Source organism: Methylomicrobium lacus, from assembly GCF_041897535.1.
GTDB classification, from domain to species: Bacteria; Pseudomonadota; Gammaproteobacteria; order Methylococcales; family Methylomonadaceae; genus Methylomicrobium; species Methylomicrobium lacus_A.
On record NZ_CP169217.1, the window covers coordinates 509,611 to 529,066 of the forward strand.

A 19,456-nucleotide genomic window follows, 5' to 3' on the forward strand; every position below is an offset into this window, starting at 1 on the left:
CTTAGCATAGCGTTTCCCAATAAAAAAGGCGACTGTGAAGCCGCCTTTTTATCTTGCCGAAACGCTGTCAGGCTATAAATTGACGTAGCCTGTTTCCTCGTGCAAAACCTGATCCAAACCCTGCACTTCTTCATCGGCTGTCACGCGCAGACCGATGAATAGATCGATCAGCTTCAACAAGGCGAAACTGAATACCCCGCTCCAAGCCATCGTGACCCCGATCGCCAACGCCTGCACTCCGACCTGACCGGCTATCGTGACGCCTTGGGCCAGTCCCAGGCCGCCGAAGCTGCTTGAGGCGAACACGCCGGTCAACAAGGACCCGGCGATGCCGCCGACGCCGTGCACCGGAAACACGTCCAATGAGTCGTCGATTTTCAGCGTGCGTTTGACATACTGGGTCGCAAAGAAACAAACCCCGCCGGCCACGACGCCGATCACCAATGCGCCGATCGGCCCGACATAACCCGAAGCCGGCGTGATCGTGCCGAGACCCGCGACCATGCCGGTCACGATGCCCAATACGCTCGGCTTGCCGAAACGGCCCCATTCGATCACCATCCAGGTCAATGCGCCGGCGGCCGCGCCGATATGCGTCGCCAACAGCGCCATCCCGGCGCGCCCGTCGGCGGTCAGCGCGCTACCGCCGTTGAAGCCGAACCAGCCGACCCAGAGCATGCCCGCGCCTGTCACCACCATGGTCATGTTGTGCGGCGGCATCGGCGTGCTCGGAAAGCCCTTGCGGCGGCCGATCACCAACGCCGCGACCAAGGAGGCAATGCCCGCGTTCACATGAATCACGATGCCGCCCGCGAAATCCAGAACGCCCAACTCAGCCAGCCAGCCGCCGCCCCAGATCCAGTGGCAAATCGGCACATAGACCAGACACAGCCACAACGCGCTGAACCAGAGCATCGCGGAGAATTTCATGCGTTCCGCGAAGCTGCCGACGATCAGCGCCGGCGTGATGATCGCAAAGGTCATCTGGAACATGAAATAAACCGCCTCGGGCAGTTCGCCGACCTGAGAGGCGGTGCCGATGCCGGGCAAAAACGCCTTTGAGAAATCGCCGATCAGCTGCTGCCAGTCGCCGCCATCGGCAAAGATCAGGCTGTAGACGCCGGCCAGCCACAAGAGCGATACCAGGCAGGTGATCGCAAAGCACTGCATCAACACCGACAGCACGTTTTTACTTCGCACCAGGCCCGCATAAAACAGCGACAAGCCCGGCAGTGTCATAAACAGGACCAGACCGGTCGATGTTAATATCCAGGCAGTGTTGGCCTGATTGATCGGCGCGGCCTCCGCCGCGAACGGCAACAGCAGCAGGCTGAAAAAGAGTCGTTTGGATCGCATTCTACTCACTAATTAAATGGCATCCTCGCCGGTCTCGCCGGTTCTGATGCGGATGATTTGTTCAAGATTGGTCACAAAAATTTTGCCGTCGCCGATTTTGCCGGTATTCGCTGCCCTCACGATCGTTTCGACCGCCTTGTCCAGAATGTCGTCCGACACCGCGATTTCGAGCTTGACCTTCGGTAAAAAATCGACCACATATTCGGCGCCCCGATACAATTCGGTATGCCCTTTCTGGCGGCCAAAACCTTTGACCTCGGTCGCGGTGACTCCCGCGACGCCGATCTCGGACAGGGCTTCCCTGACATCATCCAGTTTGAACGGTTTAATGATTGCTGTAATTAATTTCATAATGTCTCTCTGTCACAAATAACGAAAAAAAAATGGCTCCTCGATTCTGCAATCATACACAATCCCTATCGATTTACAATTTTTGCTCGAATACAAAACAGCCTTACTCCGAACGCTAACAAAAAGGGACGCCTTAGTCCCTGAATCTGAAGCAATCTTTCATTTCGCGAGTGACTCATCGGCCATGTCATTCATCCGCTGAAAAAAAATCGCCAGTCGGCCGACTGGCGATCATCACATTTTTATACCTTATATATGGTATGCCGTTTCGCCGTGGCTCGATACGTCCAGACCCACGCGTTCGAATTCCTCGCTGACGCGGAGCCCGACCAGCATATTGACGAACTTGTAGGCGATGAAAGAGACGATGCCCGACCACACGATCGTGATCACGACGCCTTCAGCCTGGACCAGCAACTGGCTGGCGATCGAGAAATCCTCGCCCCCCGTGCCGCCGAGCGCGGGCGAAGTAAACACGCCGGTCAGCAGAGCGCCTAAAATTCCGCCGACGCCATGCACGCCGAACACATCGAGCGAGTCGTCGACGCCAAGCAAGCGCTTGAGCCCGTTGACGCCCCACAGGCAGAGAAGCCCCGCCGCCAAACCGATGATGATGCCACCCATCGGACCGACCGAGCCGCAGGCCGGCGTGATCGCGACCAGACCGGCCACGGCGCCGGAGGCCGCGCCCAACATCGAAGCCTTGCCCTTGATCACCGCTTCGCCCGCGGACCAGGACAATACCGCCCCGGATGTGGCCAGGAGGGTATTGATGAAGGCGAGGGTCGCGCCGCCGTTGGATTCCAGATTCGAGCCGGCATTGAAGCCAAACCAGCCCACCCACAGCAGGGAAGCGCCAACCATCGTCAAGGTCAGACTGTGCGGCGCCATATATTCCTTACCGTAGCCGATGCGCTTGCCGACCAGAAAGGCGCCGACCAGACCGGCCACCGCTGCGTTGATGTGGACCACGGTGCCGCCCGCGAAATCCAGCGCGCCCTTGCCCAGCAGATAACCGCCGGCGCCCCAGACCATGTGTGCGATCGGCAGATAACTGAAGGTAAACCAGATCGCGCAGAAAATCAGCACCGCGCTGAATTTGATCCGCTCTGCAAACGATCCGACGATCAGCGCACAGGTAATCGCGGCGAAGGTCGACTGGAAGGCGACAAAGATAAATTCGGGAATCTTGACGTTGTCGGTAAACGTATCGGCCAGCGAAGCGGTCGTGATGCCTTTCAGGAATACCTTGTCGAAGTTGCCGATGACCAGGCCTTCGCCGCCGAACGCGAGACTGTAACCGTAAATGGCCCAGAGCACGCAAATCAGCGCAAACACCACCATCACCTGCATCAGCACCGACAGCATGTTCTTGCTGCGCACCAGGCCGCCGTAAAACAGGCCCAGCCCCGGCACCACCATCATGATCACCAGCAAGGTCGAAACCATCATCCAGGCCGTATCCCCCTTATCGGTCGTCACCGGCACCGAAGCCGCGGGTTCGGCGGCCGGCGCAGGAGCCGCGGCCGGAATTTCAACCAGCGCGGGTTTAACCGGGTCCGCGAGCGTCTGCGTTTCGACAGCCAGGGTGATGTTTTCGGCAAGCGAGAGCCCGGCAAAGCCCAGCAGGATCAAAAAAGCCAAAGTCGATATCATGTGTTTCATAATTCGGTCCTTATTTAAATGCTTAGAGGGCGTCATCGCCGGTTTCTCCGGTACGAATCCGGATCACTTGTTCCAGAGTGGTCACAAAGATTTTGCCGTCGCCAATTTTTCCGGTTCCCGCCGCTCGGGTGATCGCCTCGACCGCCTGATCGAGCAAGCCGCTGGAAACGGCCACTTCGACTTTGGTTTTCGGCAAAAAATCGACCACATATTCAGCGCCGCGATATAACTCGGTGTGCCCTTTCTGGCGGCCGAAGCCCTTGACTTCGGTAACGGTAACGCCGGTCACCCCGATTTCTGAAAGCGCCTCGCGGACATCATCCAGTTTGAAGGGTTTAACGATTGCAGTGATCAGTTTCATAAATTGCCTCTTGCTGAATAAAAATAACGATTCCAGATCGAATAAAGCAATGATTATGCCAAGCCGCTTTTACCATGACGCGCTGAGCGGAATTTTGCATCATCGGGCAAGCATCCGCCTTATCATCGAGCGACTGGCGTAAAATGAGGCAAGCTGGAAATGCCTGAGCCCACTATGGAACATCCCACATGACGCCTTGGCGCACTAAAGCAGTTCGTTTTACCGAGAACAGTTCCATTATGGTGCACCCATGGAATGCACGCGCGCCATCTCCAAGTACGCTGTTTTGCTTGGGCTTCCGCAAACAAAACTTCTCACTAAAAACCTGGCAGGTCTAGGGTAGTTATTGCCCAATGGCCGCAACTCCATCAAGGCCGATAGCCTAAACACAAAATGCGCCCTGAGGCGCATTTTGTTGTAGCAAAAATTGTCTTGCTGAATCAAAAACTGACCGTAAAATCCGCCGAAAACAGGAATTGATCGAGCTTGCCGGTCGTTGCCCCGCCGTCGCCGAAGGGCCGCGCGCCGTCCGCCCAGTCATAGCGCACGTTCGGACGCAAATTCAGCCATTTGACCGGCTTCCAGTTGATGCCTGCCGTCACCGCATAATAGCTGGACGGCGCACTGGTCGCGACAAAATTGCCCGCCGCCGCGAAACTGTTGCCGCTGCCGTCGGTTGCCGCCCCCACCCGGCCGGGAGCGAAAACCCGAAAGCCGTTTTGGTCGCGGAACCATTCGCCGCGGACGCCTGCGGTCAGCGTGTCGCTGATGTCGTAATACAGATGCGTGTTGATACCGTACCATTCGGCATCTTCAAGACCCTTCGCGGTTAAGACGCCATCGGCAAAACCGTGATCGTGTTGCAGCACCCAATGGGTCTTATCGCCGAAATCCTGTTTCAGCACCACGCTGTACATACCCCAGGATTTATTACTTTGCTCGGAAGTGGCGCCGTAAGTCCCGGTCACGTTCAGTGACGTTCCCGAATCCGCGTTGGTCCAGGTCGCGCCGGCAAGACCCGCCCAGTTGCCCAGATGCTTGTCCCAACCGCCATCCCAGCCGCCGGTCGCACTGCCGGTCACGACGCCGCCGACCACCGACCAATGATCATCGACCGTATAACTGCCGAGGATACCGGTATGGGTGAACGGCTCGCCATATTGCATCGTGTAGGCGTGCGTGTAGAAGAAATTATCCGGCGCCGGCACCGTTTCGTATCCTATCGGCGTATAAAAATGACCCGCTTTGATATTGACACCGTTGCCGATCGGCAGATAGGCTTCCAGATAGGCTTGCGGAAAGGCCAGATCGTAAAAGCGGTTGTCGTTGCTGCCGAGCAGATTGAGATCCCAGTGATTTCGATTCAACGGCACGCCCGAATTCACGTCAAACGCCGGCACCCCGTAGGCCTGCGTGAAGATCGCATCGGTGCCGAACATCACGTCGAAACGGAAGCCGACATCAAAACTGTCGCCTTCGGTCGCTACCGCGCGTTGCAGGAACAAATTCAATTGATTCAACTGAAACTCGGCCGACCGGTCACCGAATGTGACCGGTCCGTTGAAATTGTTTTCCGGACTGATCGAGTTGTAGGTGATACCTGCATTCGCCCAACCGCCGACCATGAGCCCCCAATCTTTCATGAACTTACTCTCATTCGGGTCGCCCGCAGCCTCCAGCAAACGCTCGGCCTCGAGCAGGCCCTTGGCCTCCGCGGTGTTCAATGTGCATACCAGGGTAATGCCCACCACCAAGGGTTTAAGGCTCAAACGAACATTGCATCTGTCATTTTTCATAGCAATAACCTTATTTGATGAGTCTATAAGAAATTAATAATTTGTATTAATTTTTATGCAAATAAGATGCCATCCAAGATTTTATTAATTCAGTCAGCAAGATAGCATCAGCAGGGTGCAAACAAATCCCCTAAGGCGTGCGACGGGAGGAATATAAAACTCATCTCAGCACTATTTTAGCGCATAATTTGCACCAATATGATGCAACACTAATGAATTTTCTCTGCGGCTTCGTAAACGCACGGACGAATGATTTTTTTGTGGATCATCCGGCAAAAAAAATGTTATCGTAATTGAGTTTGGCTAATCCATTTGACACAAATCGACCCTAGGAGGCTCACTCAATGTCTGTAGAAAATGTACTGAAAATGATCAAGGAAAACGACGTCAAATTCGTCGATTTCCGCTTTTGCGATACCCGCGGCAAAGAACAGCACGTCACCTTCCCGGCACACTCGATCAGCGAAGACACCTTCGAAGAAGGCAACATGTTCGACGGTTCTTCGATTGCAGGCTGGAAACACATCAACGAATCGGACATGATTTTGATGCCCGATCCCAGCACCGCGGTCATGGACCCTTTCTATGACGACGCGACGCTGATCCTGCGCTGCGACATCATCGAACCGAAAAACATGCAGGGCTATGAGCGTGACCCGCGTTCGATCGCGAAACGCGCGGAAGCCTATCTGCAATCCACCGGCATCGCCGACACCGCCTTATTCGGCCCGGAAAATGAATTCTTCATTTTCGACGACGTGCGTTGGGGCGCGGACATGAGCGGCGCTTTCTTCAAGATCGACTCCGAGGAAGCCGGCTGGAACTCCGAAAAAGTCTATCCCGACGGCAACATCGGCCACCGCCCCAGCGTAAAGGGCGGCTACTTCCCGGTCCCACCGGTCGACTCGCTGCAAGACATGCGCTCCGCGATGTGCCAAGTCCTGGGCGAAATTGGACAGATCGTCGAAGTGCATCACCACGAAGTCGCGACCGCGGGCCAATGCGAAATCGGCGTCCGCTTCAACACTCTGGTCAAAAAAGCCGACGAAGTGTTGGGCTTGAAATACGTGATTGCGAATATCGCGCACGCCTATGGCAAAACCGCGACCTTCATGCCGAAACCGATGGTCGGCGACAACGGCAGCGGCATGCACGTTCACCAATCGCTCTCCAAAGGCGGCGTGAACCTGTTCACCGGCAACCTGTACGGCGGCCTGTCCGAACTCGCACTTTACTACATCGGCGGCATCATCAAGCATGCCAGAGCCCTGAACGCCTTCACCAACGCCTCGACCAACAGCTACAAGCGTCTGGTTCCTGGCTTTGAAGCACCGGTCATGCTGGCTTATTCCGCGCGCAACCGTTCCGCATCGATCCGTATTCCTTTCGTGAACAACCCGAAAGCCCGCCGCATCGAAGTGCGCTTCCCGGATTCGACCGCGAACCCTTACCTGGCATTCTCCGCGATGCTGATGGCGGGCCTCGACGGCATCCAAAACAAGATTCATCCGGGCGAAGCGATGGACAAAGACTTGTACGACTTGCCGGCCGAAGAAGCCAGAAACATCCCGCAAGTCTGCCATGCATTCGACCAAGCGCTGGAAGCACTCGATAAAGACCGCGAGTTCCTGACCCGTGGCGGCGTCTTCACCGACGACGTGATCGACGGTTACATCGACCTGAAAATGGCCGACGTGACCCGTCTGCGCATGAGCACCCACCCGGTCGAATACGACATGTACTACAGCCTGTAAAAAGCGATTTACACCGCTGTCTAGCTCGCCAAAAAACGCCCCATAATGGGGCGTTTTTTTTGCCCTGCTCTATAATAATCTCCTGATCAGGAGGCAAACGCGTCCTCAACGTTCTTTTTTCGCACTTTTTTGTACCTTGGTCTGTAAATTGCTTATCTCTAAGGTCGAAAGGCTATGAGTTAATTTTTAAGGGCAAGCCATGCATAAAAGGATACTGGATCACCTGAATTCCGCGATTTTATTGTTCGACCAGGACCTAAACCTGGCTTACATCAACACCTCGGGCGAAGTGTTGCTGGCCGACAGCGCCAATCAATTGCTCGGCCAGAATGCCCAAGACTTATTCAAGACCTCCGATCCGGCTCTGCTCGCCAATTTGAAACTGTCGCTGACGATGGCCGAGCCGTTGCTCGATCGGGCGCTGACCTTAAACCGGATTGGCCAAACCGTAACGATCACTTTTAGTGCAACGCCAATCTTAAGCGACGACGGGCGCACCGAAGTACTGGTCGAACTGTTGCAGGTGGACAATCACCTCCGAATATCGAAAGAGGAGCAGCTCTTATCGCAACAAAACACCGCCCGGCTGTTGGTCAGGGGCCTCGCACACGAAATCAAAAACCCCTTGGGCGGCCTGCGCGGCGCGGCGCAGCTTCTGGACCTGGAACTGATCGATCCCGATCTGAAGGAATACACCGGCATCATCATCGCCGAATCGGACCGGCTGCAAGGCTTGATGGACAAGATGCTCGGCCCTAACAAACTGCCGAACAAAAAACTGTTGAACATCCATGAAGTGCTGGAGCGTGTCAGACAACTGGTCGAGGCCGAAACGAGCGGCAATCTGTTGATCCTCTGCGACTACGATCCGAGCATCCCCGAACTGAAGGCGGACAAGGACCAGTTGATTCAGGCGGTATTGAACATCGTCCGCAATGCGGTGCAAGCCGTCGACGGCACCGGCGTGATCAGGGTCAAGACCCGCATCAAGCGCAATGTCACGATCGGGCGCAAATGCCACAAACTGACGGTCAAAATCGACATTACCGACAACGGACCCGGCATCGACGCCGAAATGATGAATCAGATTTTTTATCCGATGATCACCGGGCGCCCCGAAGGCACCGGCCTTGGCTTGTCGATCGCTCACTCGCTGATCAGCCAGCACAGCGGCCTGATCGAATGCCAGAGCGAGCCTGGCAACACCACCTTTTCCATCCTGTTACCGATAGAGTCCGGCCATGACTAAACCCGAAACCGTATGGATCATAGACGACGACAAATCGATCCGCTGGGTCGTCGAAAAGGCGCTGCAGAAAGCCAACATGCAGACGATGAGCTTTGCGAACGCGAAGGAACTGTTGAACGCGCTGCAACACGACAAACCCGACGCGCTCTTGACCGATATCCGTATGCCCGGCATGGACGGCTTCGAACTCTTGGACCGCGTGCAGAAAAATTATCCGGACTTGCCGGTGATCATCATGACCGCGCACTCGGATCTCGAAAGCGCGGTATCCGCCTTTCACGGCGGCGCCTTCGAATACCTGCCCAAACCCTTCGACATCAATGAAGTCGTCGAACTGGCCCAGCGCGCCTGCACGCACAGCCGCCAGCAACAGGAAAACCAGAAAGAAGCCGCCGCGCTGGAATCGGCGCCCGAAATCATCGGCGCCGCGCCGGCGATGCAGGAAGTATTCCGCGCAATCGGCCGGCTGGCGCGCTCGAACATCACCGTGCTGATCAACGGCGAATCGGGCACCGGCAAGGAACTGGTCGCCAAAGCCTTGCACAAACACAGCCCGCGCGCGAAGAACCCGTTCATCGCGCTGAACATGGCCGCGATCCCGAAAGACCTGATGGAATCGGAGCTGTTCGGCCATGAAAAAGGCGCCTTTACCGGCGCTCAGGCGCGGCGGGCCGGGCGTTTCGAACAAGCCAACGGCGGCACGCTGTTTCTCGACGAGATCGGCGACATGCCGGCGGAACTGCAAACCCGCCTGCTGCGGGTGCTCGCCGACGGCGAGTTTTATCCGGTCGGCGCGCACCTTTCGGTCAAGGTCGATGTCCGCATCATTGCCGCGACGCACCAGAATCTTGAAGTGCTGGTCGAACAGGGCCGCTTCCGCGAAGACCTGTTCCATCGTCTGAACGTGATCCGAATACACATTCCGCCGTTGCGCGACCGCAAACAGGACATTCCGCTCTTGCTCAGACATTTTCTAACCCAGGCCGCGCAGGAGCTGAACACCGAGGTCAAGACGCTGCGGCCGGATGCGGAAAGCTATCTCGGCAGCCTGGACTGGCCCGGCAACGTCCGCCAACTCGAAAACTGCTGCCGCTGGCTGACTGTGATGGCATCCGGGCGCGAGATCCACCAGCACGACCTGCCGCCCGAATTGTTGAACAAACCTCAGGAAAAGGAAGCGGAGAGCGGCAATTGGGAGTCTATGCTCAGATCCTGGGTCGACCGCCAGCTGCAGACCAAGGAACACGAGGTCGCCAAGCAAACGATTCCGACGGTCGAGACGATCCTGATCCAGGCCGCGCTAAACTTCACCCACGGGAGGCGGCACGAGGCGGCCATTTTACTGGGTTACGGACGAAATACCCTGACTCGTAAAATCAAGGAATTGGGCATCGAGGAATAAAAAAGCCCTGTGTTTTGATGATGCCACGGAGATATTTTGCGATTTCTTGCCGTGTCATCATTCACATAGGGATAAATCTTTTTACGTTGATGGCAGTTTGATGTGCGGATCGCCCTACAATTTATCGGCCGTGGCTCTTACTCCGCATGACACTGATGCCCAAAATTACCCATTAGAGGCATAGATGCTCTCATAATTCGAATATGGCCCAAGAGTTCCAGTCAATGGATCAGGCCAGGAACCATATGTTCTAGTAAGGTACCTGGCTGTCCCTCCAGTCGTCTGACACTTGGGGGTATAATTTACATTGGCCCAAGCCGCTAACCAATAGTAACTTCCTGTCGTTATGACATAGCCGCTTGTAAGCGTAAACGCTACCCAGCCGGACGCTGGGTTGGTAATTTCATTTGTCGTCATCAATAAGGCGCCAGGACTGCCATTATTGTCAGCATAAATTGCCAATTTCATTCTTCCGGTAATTGCAGATGCCAAATTGATTCTCATAGTATTGGCAGTAAAGCTCGAAGTTGCTTGAAACCTCCAGCAGTTAAGATCATTCCTTCCGCTGACATCATTCGAGGATCCGACAAGATTATTTCCCAAAATGCTGATTCCTGACATCACGCTGATATTGGCTGTCCCGCTGATGTCATTGCTCGTTGCTGTCACCGTGAACGGACCGCCGACTGTGCTTCCCGCAGAAAATAAACCGCTATCATTGATCGCACCGCCGCCGTTTACGCTCCAGGTGAATGTCGGCGGCACTATCAGACTGGCAGCGAACTGATCCATGGCCGTTGCTGTGAACTGCTGAGTTGCTCCGGTTACCACGCTCGTACTTGCCGGAGAAACAGAAATAGCCGTTAACATCTGGTTGACCATTACGGCGACATTGCTGGTTACTGTCAGGTTTCCCTGATCTTTTATGGTGACCTGGAAGCTGTAACTGCCGGCCTTCGTAAAGGTTGCAATCGTGTTTTTCGCTGCATTCGTTCCGTTGACACTGAAGGTCACCGGCGCAGGAGGTGATCCTGTGGTTGCCCACGTATAGCTAAGGTTTGCTTCGCCGCCATCATCCGCTCCAAGCACACTTAAACCGACCGCTATCCCAGTCACTGGATTGGGATTGGCCGAAGCGGCTATTGTTACAGTCGGCAGGTTGTTGACAGCAGTGACAGTTACGCTTGCTGTCCCGCTTATGCCTCCGCTTGTTGCTGTCACCGTGAACGGACCGCCGACCGAGTTAGCAGTAAATAGGCCGCTAGTACTGATCGCACCGCCGCCGTCTACGCTCCAGGTGAATGTCGGCGGCACTATCAGACTGGCAGCAAACTGATCCATGGCCGTTGCTGTGAACTGCTGAGTTGCTCTGGTTACCACGCTCGTACTTGCCGGAGAAACAGAAATAGCCGTTAACATCTGGTTGACCATTACGGCGACATTGCTGGTTACTGTCAGGTTTCCCTGATCTTTTATGGCGACCTGGAAGCTGTAACTGCCGGCCTTCGTAAAGGTTGCAATCGTGTTTTTCGCTGCATTCGTTCCGTTGACACTGAAGGTCACCGGCGCAGGAGGTGATCCTGTGGTTGCCCACGTATAGCTCAGGTTTGCTTCGCCACCATCATCCGCTCCAAGTACGCTTAAACTGGTCGCTGTTCCTGTTACCGGATTGGGGCTGGCAGAAGCCGGGGTTACTAGAGTGGGTGGAGGATTGGAGCCCGAACCTACATCTTCTGCATAAATGCAATACCGATACGAATTGCCTCTTACAGTTGTAATAGGATTTGGCCAAGTACCGTAGGTTAGCGCGCTGGTCCACCGGGTTGTGGCTCCTGATCTATCACAATATATCCCTGCGTTGTTGCTCCTGACATTCGACCAAATCGCAAGCCAGTAATAAGCACCATTTTGGATGCTTTGCACAGAGGGTAGATTAAAGGTCTGCCATCCGGTTGTCGGGTTAATAACTTCCGTGCTTTCCTTAAGTAGATTCCACGGACGTCCATTACTGTCGCTATAAATGGCACATTTGTATCTGCCGGTAATACCGAGCACCTTGGCCTTCATGGTTGTAACGTTGAGATCGGCGGTTGCCAGAAAACGTGTAGCGTTAATGTAACAGCCCTTCGCATCGCTGATATTGTCGGTTGTGGTTCCAGAACCGTCATACCCGATTATGCCGCCCACGTTGATGACACTGAATGAGGCCGCTATCGTATGGTTTGCAGTTACACTGGTGAATGTATAGGTGGCCACTGCTCCCACCGAAACTTCATCGACCTTGACATCTGCAATTGCATATCCGCTGTTCGCTGCAATGGAGAAGCTTAGGTTTGCCTGCTCATTGACTACTATGTTTCCCGAGGGGGTTATGGCTCCGCCTGTGCTTGCTACTGCTGCGATAGTAAATGTTATGGGCAAGCCGCCTGAGGAAAACACCACATCGCCAATCCTCGCCCTTTTAAGAACTACCGCATAGTCGCCATTTCCCAGTTCCTTTACCGTGTAACCTTCTGCGGCCAGGTCAGAGCGCAACGAGAGCGTTTCGCCGTTCACTGTCACTGTGGCAGGCAAGAATGCCAGACGTAGATATTCTATTCCCTCCTCATCCGTGGCCGTGAACTGTACGCTGGTTGGTGTGTAGATGACATTCTTCAGCACCGTCTTCGAATAGAGAATATGATTCTCCCGGGGTGGCGCCCATTCTGGAACCGCCTTGAATCCGTAGAAGAACATACGGGGGCCTTCCCCATAGCAATCCCCCCACCAGTATCCGACATTGTCGGTCGGACCATCCGATGATTCTCCGCTCGACTTCATCATATACGTCGAGTAGTTGAATCCGCGATAAGCCTTGTCCTTGTACGTCTGATTGCCGGTCAGCGCATAGTATCCAGCATATTCCGCCGCCTGCCGAGCCGTCTGATAGCCCATCCGCATCATGTAGGCGAATTGTTCGGCCACCACGGAAGCCCCGTAATACTGCCCGGACAACCCATCGTTAGTATTGACATTCACAAAGTTATCTTCGGTCCACTGCAAGAGTCTCAGCACGTCTGCTTGGAAATTCGGATCGAAGTCAGGATTATCCAATAGGTACAAGTTCATGTTGCTCTTAGTGGTATTGCTCCAATTAGTGTTTCCATCAATATGGACGTCGCTGTGCCCGCAGACCCAATTACCGTTCTGCATAGGATACTGCAGGATCCAGTCTTTCAGCGTTTGTCGGGCCGTTGTGTATGCCGCCGCATTGGGCTCTCCATGCTCGATAAGAAGATCGAAAAGAGTGAGCGCTCCGGCGAAGTGTGAGGTGTATCGCGATCTGGACTCTCCCGTACTCGCATTGACCACGTAGGGCCACGGCGAATTAGTAGCGCTCCCCGGCTGGATATTGATTGCCAAGGTGTCGGCAACGTTGATGGCGGCAGTCCGGTAGGCGGGAGTGCCATAGAAGAGATAAAGTTTGTAGAAGCTCATTCCGATATCGCTTCCGAGATCGATCAGAATGTCATTCAGGTCCCAGGCCACGTTGTCGCCGTTGATTTCCGTGGCTAGACCATCGGCGGTACCGTAAGGGAAGTTCGGCCACGCATAATTCGACGAGGTCATTCCGTGGGCGAGAGCATAGTCTGCAAGATTCTTGGCAATGTCCAGCGGGACCATGTTACCCGTGTAGGCATAATACAATCGAGCGAACTCGACGAAGTTCGGGATCCGTTCGCCCCAATCGTTCTCGTAGTAGTAGGGGGTTATGGGATTGCCGGGATTAAATCCACAACTGAGATAATACATCGGCAAGGAAGTCCTGGGATCGTTCGGAACGGTAGGCAGCCATGTCCAGAGTTGATCGAGGTAATTATCGTAGGCGTTCTCGATCGGCGTATACCATGGAAGGATTTTATTGTTTTCGTCCACTATCACAGTGTGGTAGCGGAGAACCTCTGTGGTTTGGACAGCAGACTGCGCGGCGCTTTCCGGAAGCGTTTCGGGGGTTATCACCAAGGCTTTTGCAAGACTGAAACGAGGGCCCAGCAAATAACCTCCCAGCGCGGTAAATGCCGCCGCAGCACGTTTCAGAAATGTACGTCGGCCAAGCGCCAAGGCTTTACCTGGTAAAAATGGCTTAGAAGACTTCATAATTCCCCCATTTTTTCAGTAAAATTGATGCGGTTCTGTCTTAAAAATTCAAAGGACTTACTTAACCCTCGCCTATTTGCAGACAAACTTATCCGGCTAAAGCCATAAACTACTGATAAGCCGACATTCTTAACAAGAAGATGAGCCTTTCGAATCATACGCCCCATTTCGCTCCCATCTACGGTGGCCTTTTCTGAAGGGAAGGATTTGAATCCTATCATCGGTTGCGTAATTTTATTAATGAATCGATGATCCTGTTTGTCTATCACTCCAATTTTTGGCTTGGAATATTTCAACAAAGTTCAATCAACATGCCAACATCAGCAAGAAATTAATATTCTTCACCCCAAGATATTTGGCACCACTTTTATCCACCCCCACTTTTTCATGGCAATCATAAGTATTGAACGCTTGTTTTGAAGTTGAAAAACCTCCCCTCGCATCTGCATGCCAATTTGCCTGCGTCATAGATAGTCATGCCACTGTGACCTTTGCCAGCGCACGAGATTATTAGGAACTCAATTCATTCAGGTTCGGTCATTGTAGTGGGTGTGTTGCGGTCGGTAGGTCGGCGTGAATAGCTTCTGCCCAATAAAGCGATCGGCGCCGATGCGCTCGGTGCCATCATTCAAGCCGTATCAAGACCCAGCCAGAATGAGACATTATTTCTTACATTACAGCGGAAATTGGGAGAAAGGCATGCATGTTAGTTACGAACAAGCGGAACAGGCGATCGCCGCAGCGATTGCGGAAGCGAAGAAATTAGGTACACAAATGTGCATCGCCGTGGTTGATTCCGGCGCCGATTTGAAAGCGTTTACCCGAATGAATGGCGCCTGGGTCGGCATTATCGATATTGCCATCAAAAAAGCCAAGACCGCCTGTTACTTTGGCATGAATACAGGACAAATCGGCCAATTATCGCAGCCGGGCGGCCCGCTTTATGGCATCGAACATTCAAACCAAGGGCTGATTACTTTTCCCGGCGGCGTGCCGATTGTCGATCAGGACGGTGTGTTGATCGGTGCCATCGGCGTAAGCGGCAGTTCGGTGGAAAACGATCATCAGGTGGCAAAAGCCGGAGTCGATGTGATCGGACTTGCCGATTTGCCTTCGCATCCTTGGCGAACCTGAGCCGCGATTGTCGCTCAGATCGTATGGAGCTTGCGGGCTCGTATCATGCATACACCTAACTTCCCTGTCGATAACCTGCAAAGGATTGTCAATAAGGCGGTTACGGTTTCCATTGTCAAGTGAGAGGGAGCATTGTGCGCGGCGGCGAGGATCATGACCCACGGCCGCATCGTTCTGTTGCTGCTGACGCTGACCGCGTGCTCGGGCAAGCCCTACGTCGTTAATCCGGAACAGAAGGGAAAGGAGGCTCGCTTAAACCGGTTGTTTGTAGCCAGCCATGGCTGGCACGCCGGGCTCATCATTCCCGCCCGCCACCTGAACGACGCCGTTCCGGAACTCAAGAGCCGCTTCGGGTCTGTGCCTTACTATGAAGTGGGCTGGGGCGACAAAAATTTCTATCAGGCCCGCGAAGGCACAACGCGTCTGACGTTGCAGGCTATAGCCTGGTCGGAGGGCGCCGTCCTGCATGTCGCCGCCCTACCGAGCCATCCGCGCGTGTACTTTTCAGGAAGCGAGGTAGCAGAGACTTGCATCTCGGAAACGGGGCTCAGATCCCTTAAGGCATTCCTGGCCAACAGCTTTGCGCGGGATGGTGCAGGCCAGATTATCGCACTTTCAAAAGGCATCTACAGTGACAGCCAGTTCTATGCCGGCGAGGGCCGGTACTACCTGCTGAACACCAGCAACAAATGGACCGCTAAAGCGCTGAGGAGCGCAGGCTTCGACATCGCACCCACCTTCAAGCTGACTGCCGGGAGCATAATCAGCTATCTCCGATCAAATCAAACGCACTGCGATTCAGAGGCGGATGATGCCCCATAATCGATCCCGGGGACGCCCCCGCTTCGTGTGGTCGCACCGAACCTAGCGCTCATCCTTTCAAAATGTTCATACTCCAAAGTGATCAGCAGCGCATTACCCGGCCCCTGGTTGCGGCCAATGCCGCGCATGAATAACGGCTCGTCAGCCCACCCCATAAGCCGTCGGAATTTCATCAATGCCCTCGTCAGCTTCTTTTCGGCATGTTGAAGATTCTCAACTCGCCACGAACAAGATGATCTCTTCTATAAGAAGCTGAAATCCAGGAAGATGCCTGAACATCAATCAATGTCAGCCCATAATCGGCATCGGTATCATCATCAAAGCGTCCTATTGATACAAAGGCACCGGTATCCAAACAAATATGAGATAACGCTTGCCGAGGCCTCGCTGCATAAGTATGACCGCAAAACGTGGGCGATAGATCGGGTTGAAACCTGGCGTGACTTTGCATCACTAACTGACTCGACATGAGCGTTCGGCTCCACAGTAAACGTTCTGCAACGGCTGATGGTATGGCGTCTTCGTCTAACCAACGATCGATATCACTATTTAGCCAAACGGGAGACTCCGCTGCCCGGTAACCGGGTTTGACCAAGTCGGCATGGATCACATGAAAGCGATTTTCACCTTCCCCCACCACCCAGATTAAAGGCAAATCCTCTATCAATGAGAGGCATCGATCGAACTCCGAGGACATACGGTGTTTGTCGGCCTGAAAATAGTGTTCAACCCACTCACCGCCGTACAACAGAAACCCTGTGTGATTAACATCTTTCAAATGCTCAAGATGGCCATGACGTCGATAGGACTGGAAAAAATCCAGCATCATAATTTCATGATTACCCTGGACTGCATAAAACCATGGCTCAGCCAACAACTCTATACAGGGTAAGGAGTCGGGGCCTCGATCGATCAAATCACCGACAGAAAACAGCCGGTCATGGGCCTCATTAAAATTAACCTCGTTCAGAACACGCTGTAACAAAGCAAAGCAACCATGCAGGTCCCCGACGACATAATCTTTACCGGCTGAATTGTTGGGTAAGCTTCGAATTGTTTTTTTCATTCTTTTTTAACAGAGAGCAAAATTGCGCTTATAAACGTACTCGTTTGAGGCGCAGGGCGTTGGCAATAACCGATACCGAGCTGAGGCTCATTGCCGTCGCGGCGATGATGGGTGACAACAGCAAGCCGAATGCCGGGTAGAGCACTCCGGCGGCGATGGGCACTCCCAAGGTATTGTATAGGAAGGCAAAGAAAAGATTCTGGCGAATGTTGCGCATGGTTGTCCGGCTTAGCCGTATCGCCCGCACAATACCGCGCAGATCGCCCTTCACCAAGGTAACTCCAGCGCTTTCCATGGCCACATCGGTGCCCGTGCCCATCGCAATACCCACTTGCGCCTGGGCCAGAGCCGGCGCATCATTGATACCGTCGCCCGCCATGGCGACTTTACGGCCTTCATTCTGTAGCCGCTTAATCGTCGCAGCTTTCTGGTCGGGCAACACTTCCGCCTCGATCCGATCGATACCCAAACGGCGCGCTACCGCTTCCGCCGTGAGCCGGTTATCTCCAGTCAGCATGACGATGTTCACTCCTTCCCGGCGCAGCGCCGCAATGGCTTCCGGGGTAGAAGACTTGATCGGATCGGTCACGCCGAGCACACCTGCTTCCCGCCCCTCTATGGCCACCAACATCACGGTCTGCCCTTCCTGGCGCAGCGCTTCCGCTGTTTCAGCCAGGCTGTCAAATGGAACGCCCAAATCGTCCATCAGCAACGCGGTGCCGAGCGCGACCGCATGGCCATCGACTTTACCCGTCACTCCCCGTCCAGTCAGGGACTGAAATTCTTCCACGGATACCGCCCGAATGTCACGCTGTTCGGCTCCTTTGACGATAGCCGATGCCAGGGGATGCTCGCTGCCCCGTTCCAGGCTTGAGACGAGGCGCAATAATTCCTGTTCATCCACGTCTTTCGCGGCAATGACTGAGACCAGCTGTGGCTTGCCTTCGGTCAGGGTGCCCGTTTTGTCCACCACCAGCGTATCGATTTTTTCGAGGACTTCCAGGGCCTCGGCATTCTTGATCAGGACGCCCGCCAGAGCGCCTTGCCCGGTGCCCACCATGATGGACATGGGCGTCGCGAGACCCAATGCACAAGGACAGGCGATAATGAGCACGGCCACGGCGTTGACAATGCCGTGGGACAGGCGCGGCTCCGGTCCCCAAAGGGACCAGACAATCAATGTGACGACGGCGATAGCCACCACCGCTGGCACGAAATAGCCCGAGACGGTGTCGGCCAGTTTCTGGATAGGCGCGCGGCTGCGTTGCGCCTCGCCGACCCTATGGATGATTTGCGCCAACAGGGTATCGGCCCCCACCTTTTCGGCGCGCAACAACAGGCTGCCGGTGCCGTTCACCGTGGCGCCAATCAACTGATCACCAGCCCTTTTTTCTACGGGAATCGACTCACCCGTCACCATGGACTCATCGACGGCGCTGACGCCTTCAAGAACCGTGCCGTCCACCGGCACTTTCTCGCCGGGACGCACCCGTAGCACTTGGCCTGATAGAACCTGCTCCAAAGGCACATCGCGTTCACTGCCGTCTTCCAGCACACGGCGCGCCGTCTTCGGCGCGAGTCCCAACAGCATTTTGATCGCGGCCCCCGTGCGGCTACGCGCCCGCAGCTCCAAAACCTGCCCTAACAGCACCAAGGTCGTGATGACGGCAGCCGCCTCGAAATAAACAGGCACCCTGCCCGCCATGCTACGCAAGCTGTCTGGAAATAGACCGGGCCAGACGGTAGCCGCCAGACTATAGAGCCAGGCAACGCCGATCCCCAAGGCAATCAGCGTAAACATGTTGAGGCTGCGATGGATTAAGGATGCCCATCCACGCACGAAGAACGGCCTGCCTCCCCAGAGCACAACGGGCGTGGCAAGCGCTAATTGAAGCCATTGCAGCCTTCGTGCATCCAGAAAACCGGGCATGGCGGCCGGATATAGATCATGGCCCATGGCCAGAATGAACAATGGCAGAGATAATGCAGCGCTAACCCAAAAACGCAGCGACATGGCCTTTAGCTCGCGGTCTTCGGGCTCCACTTCGGCTGTCCGCGGTTCCAGGGCCATACCACAAACCGGGCAGTTCCCCGGTTCATCGCGCACAATCTCAGGGTGCATGGGGCAGACGTATTGGGTCCGAGATACAGCGATCGGCTCGACCATTAGTTCCAAGGCCATTCCGCATTTGGGGCAACTGCCAGGCTGCAACTGACGGATTTCCGGATGCATCGGGCAGGTGTATATCGGCGATTTCAAGGCCGCTTTAACTTTTGTAGACATTTTAAGTTCTCCATTGCCGATTATTTAGGGTCGGTTTTTTCCTGCCAACTCATAAAAGGGCTTCGTAAAAAAGTATTTT

Annotated in this window: 15 protein-coding genes; 5 read left to right on the forward strand and 10 right to left on the reverse strand. The window is 54.6% G+C overall.

Features of this window, described 5'->3' with window-relative positions; all coding sequences use genetic code 11:
• Positions 1–72 precede the first annotated feature (72 nt).
• From ACEPPP_RS02280 to ACEPPP_RS02300, 5 genes are all read right to left on the reverse strand, one after another.
• The gene (locus ACEPPP_RS02280; protein ID WP_374089445.1) at positions 73–1,356 is read right to left on the reverse strand and encodes an ammonium transporter; all 1,284 of its coding nucleotides are present in this window, start codon (positions 1,354–1,356) and stop codon (positions 73–75) included.
• 12 nt (positions 1,357–1,368) lie between these two features.
• On the reverse strand, positions 1,369–1,707 hold the full coding sequence (gene glnK, locus ACEPPP_RS02285; RefSeq protein ID WP_374089446.1) for a P-II family nitrogen regulator: 339 nt from the start codon (positions 1,705–1,707) through the stop codon (positions 1,369–1,371).
• Between the two features lie 249 nt (positions 1,708–1,956).
• Positions 1,957–3,372, reverse strand: a complete 1,416-nt coding sequence (locus ACEPPP_RS02290) for an ammonium transporter (RefSeq protein WP_374089447.1) — start codon at positions 3,370–3,372, stop codon at positions 1,957–1,959.
• 22 nt (positions 3,373–3,394) lie between these two features.
• The gene (locus ACEPPP_RS02295; RefSeq protein WP_374089448.1) at positions 3,395–3,733 is read right to left on the reverse strand and encodes a P-II family nitrogen regulator; all 339 of its coding nucleotides are present in this window, start codon (positions 3,731–3,733) and stop codon (positions 3,395–3,397) included.
• A gap of 440 nt (positions 3,734–4,173) precedes the next feature.
• Complete coding sequence (locus tag ACEPPP_RS02300; RefSeq protein ID WP_374089449.1) at positions 4,174–5,529, reverse strand: porin; 1,356 nt, start codon at positions 5,527–5,529, stop codon at positions 4,174–4,176.
• Positions 5,530–5,873: 344 nt separating this feature from the next.
• Here ACEPPP_RS02300 and glnA point away from each other — a divergent pair, with 344 nt between their 5' ends.
• From glnA to ntrC, 3 genes are all read left to right on the forward strand, one after another.
• Positions 5,874–7,283, forward strand: coding sequence for a glutamate--ammonia ligase (gene glnA / locus ACEPPP_RS02305; protein ID WP_374089450.1), 1,410 nt, complete (start codon positions 5,874–5,876; stop codon positions 7,281–7,283).
• A gap of 199 nt (positions 7,284–7,482) precedes the next feature.
• Complete coding sequence (glnL, locus tag ACEPPP_RS02310; RefSeq protein ID WP_374089451.1) at positions 7,483–8,532, forward strand: nitrogen regulation protein NR(II); 1,050 nt, start codon at positions 7,483–7,485, stop codon at positions 8,530–8,532.
• Entirely contained in the window at positions 8,525–9,934 is a 1,410-nt protein-coding gene (gene ntrC, locus ACEPPP_RS02315; RefSeq protein ID WP_374089452.1) for a nitrogen regulation protein NR(I), read from the forward strand. Before glnL ends, ntrC begins: the two co-directional genes overlap by 8 nt.
• A 165-nt stretch (positions 9,935–10,099) precedes the next feature.
• Here ntrC and ACEPPP_RS02320 read toward each other — a convergent pair whose 3' ends face one another.
• Genes ACEPPP_RS02320 through ACEPPP_RS02330 form a run of 3 tightly spaced genes read right to left on the reverse strand, consistent with a single transcriptional unit; the run spans position 10,100 to position 14,539 of the window.
• On the reverse strand, positions 10,100–14,071 hold the full coding sequence (locus ACEPPP_RS02320) for a hypothetical protein (protein WP_374089453.1): 3,972 nt from the start codon (positions 14,069–14,071) through the stop codon (positions 10,100–10,102).
• Complete coding sequence (locus ACEPPP_RS02325; RefSeq protein ID WP_374089454.1) at positions 14,068–14,367, reverse strand: hypothetical protein; 300 nt, start codon at positions 14,365–14,367, stop codon at positions 14,068–14,070. The genes ACEPPP_RS02320 and ACEPPP_RS02325 overlap by 4 nt, the downstream gene beginning before the upstream one ends.
• Before the next feature lie 10 nt (positions 14,368–14,377).
• Positions 14,378–14,539, reverse strand: a complete 162-nt coding sequence (locus ACEPPP_RS02330; protein WP_374089455.1) for a hypothetical protein — start codon at positions 14,537–14,539, stop codon at positions 14,378–14,380.
• A gap of 231 nt (positions 14,540–14,770) precedes the next feature.
• Between ACEPPP_RS02330 and ACEPPP_RS02335 the strand changes: the two genes are divergently transcribed.
• Both ACEPPP_RS02335 and ACEPPP_RS02340 read left to right on the forward strand, forming a co-directional pair.
• Positions 14,771–15,205, forward strand: coding sequence for a heme-binding protein (locus ACEPPP_RS02335; protein ID WP_374089456.1), 435 nt, complete (start codon positions 14,771–14,773; stop codon positions 15,203–15,205).
• Positions 15,206–15,358: 153 nt separating this feature from the next.
• Entirely contained in the window at positions 15,359–16,027 is a 669-nt protein-coding gene (locus ACEPPP_RS02340; RefSeq protein ID WP_374089457.1) for a TIGR02117 family protein, read from the forward strand.
• Positions 16,028–16,211: 184 nt separating this feature from the next.
• Here ACEPPP_RS02340 and ACEPPP_RS02345 read toward each other — a convergent pair whose 3' ends face one another.
• Positions 16,212–17,093 (reverse strand): metallophosphoesterase, encoded by an 882-nt coding sequence (locus tag ACEPPP_RS02345; protein ID WP_374089458.1) that lies wholly within the window; start codon positions 17,091–17,093, stop codon positions 16,212–16,214.
• Positions 17,094–17,121: 28 nt separating this feature from the next.
• A complete protein-coding gene (locus ACEPPP_RS02350) occupies positions 17,122–19,377 on the reverse strand; it encodes a copper-translocating P-type ATPase (protein WP_374089459.1) in 2,256 nt (751 codons plus the stop codon).
• Between the last annotated feature and the right edge of the window lie 79 nt (positions 19,378–19,456).

Excerpts from the sequence above, each read along its gene's own strand:
- ACEPPP_RS02280 (WP_374089445.1), bottom strand. The coding sequence starts at position 1,356 with ATGCGATCCAAACGACTCTTTTTCAGCCTGCTGCTGTTGCCGTTCGCG.
- glnK (WP_374089446.1), bottom strand. The coding sequence starts at position 1,707 with ATGAAATTAATTACAGCAATCATTAAACCGTTCAAACTGGATGATGTC.
- ACEPPP_RS02290 (WP_374089447.1), bottom strand. The coding sequence starts at position 3,372 with ATGAAACACATGATATCGACTTTGGCTTTTTTGATCCTGCTGGGCTTT.
- ACEPPP_RS02295 (WP_374089448.1), bottom strand. The coding sequence starts at position 3,733 with ATGAAACTGATCACTGCAATCGTTAAACCCTTCAAACTGGATGATGTC.
- ACEPPP_RS02300 (WP_374089449.1), bottom strand. The coding sequence starts at position 5,529 with ATGAAAAATGACAGATGCAATGTTCGTTTGAGCCTTAAACCCTTGGTG.
- glnA (WP_374089450.1), top strand. The coding sequence starts at position 5,874 with ATGTCTGTAGAAAATGTACTGAAAATGATCAAGGAAAACGACGTCAAA.
- glnL (WP_374089451.1), top strand. The coding sequence starts at position 7,483 with ATGCATAAAAGGATACTGGATCACCTGAATTCCGCGATTTTATTGTTC.
- ntrC (WP_374089452.1), top strand. The coding sequence starts at position 8,525 with ATGACTAAACCCGAAACCGTATGGATCATAGACGACGACAAATCGATC.
- ACEPPP_RS02320 (WP_374089453.1), bottom strand. The coding sequence starts at position 14,071 with ATGAAGTCTTCTAAGCCATTTTTACCAGGTAAAGCCTTGGCGCTTGGC.
- ACEPPP_RS02330 (WP_374089455.1), bottom strand. The coding sequence starts at position 14,539 with ATGACGCAGGCAAATTGGCATGCAGATGCGAGGGGAGGTTTTTCAACT.
- ACEPPP_RS02335 (WP_374089456.1), top strand. The coding sequence starts at position 14,771 with ATGCATGTTAGTTACGAACAAGCGGAACAGGCGATCGCCGCAGCGATT.
- ACEPPP_RS02340 (WP_374089457.1), top strand. The coding sequence starts at position 15,359 with ATGACCCACGGCCGCATCGTTCTGTTGCTGCTGACGCTGACCGCGTGC.
- ACEPPP_RS02345 (WP_374089458.1), bottom strand. The coding sequence starts at position 17,093 with ATGAAAAAAACAATTCGAAGCTTACCCAACAATTCAGCCGGTAAAGAT.
- ACEPPP_RS02350 (WP_374089459.1), bottom strand. The coding sequence starts at position 19,377 with ATGTCTACAAAAGTTAAAGCGGCCTTGAAATCGCCGATATACACCTGC.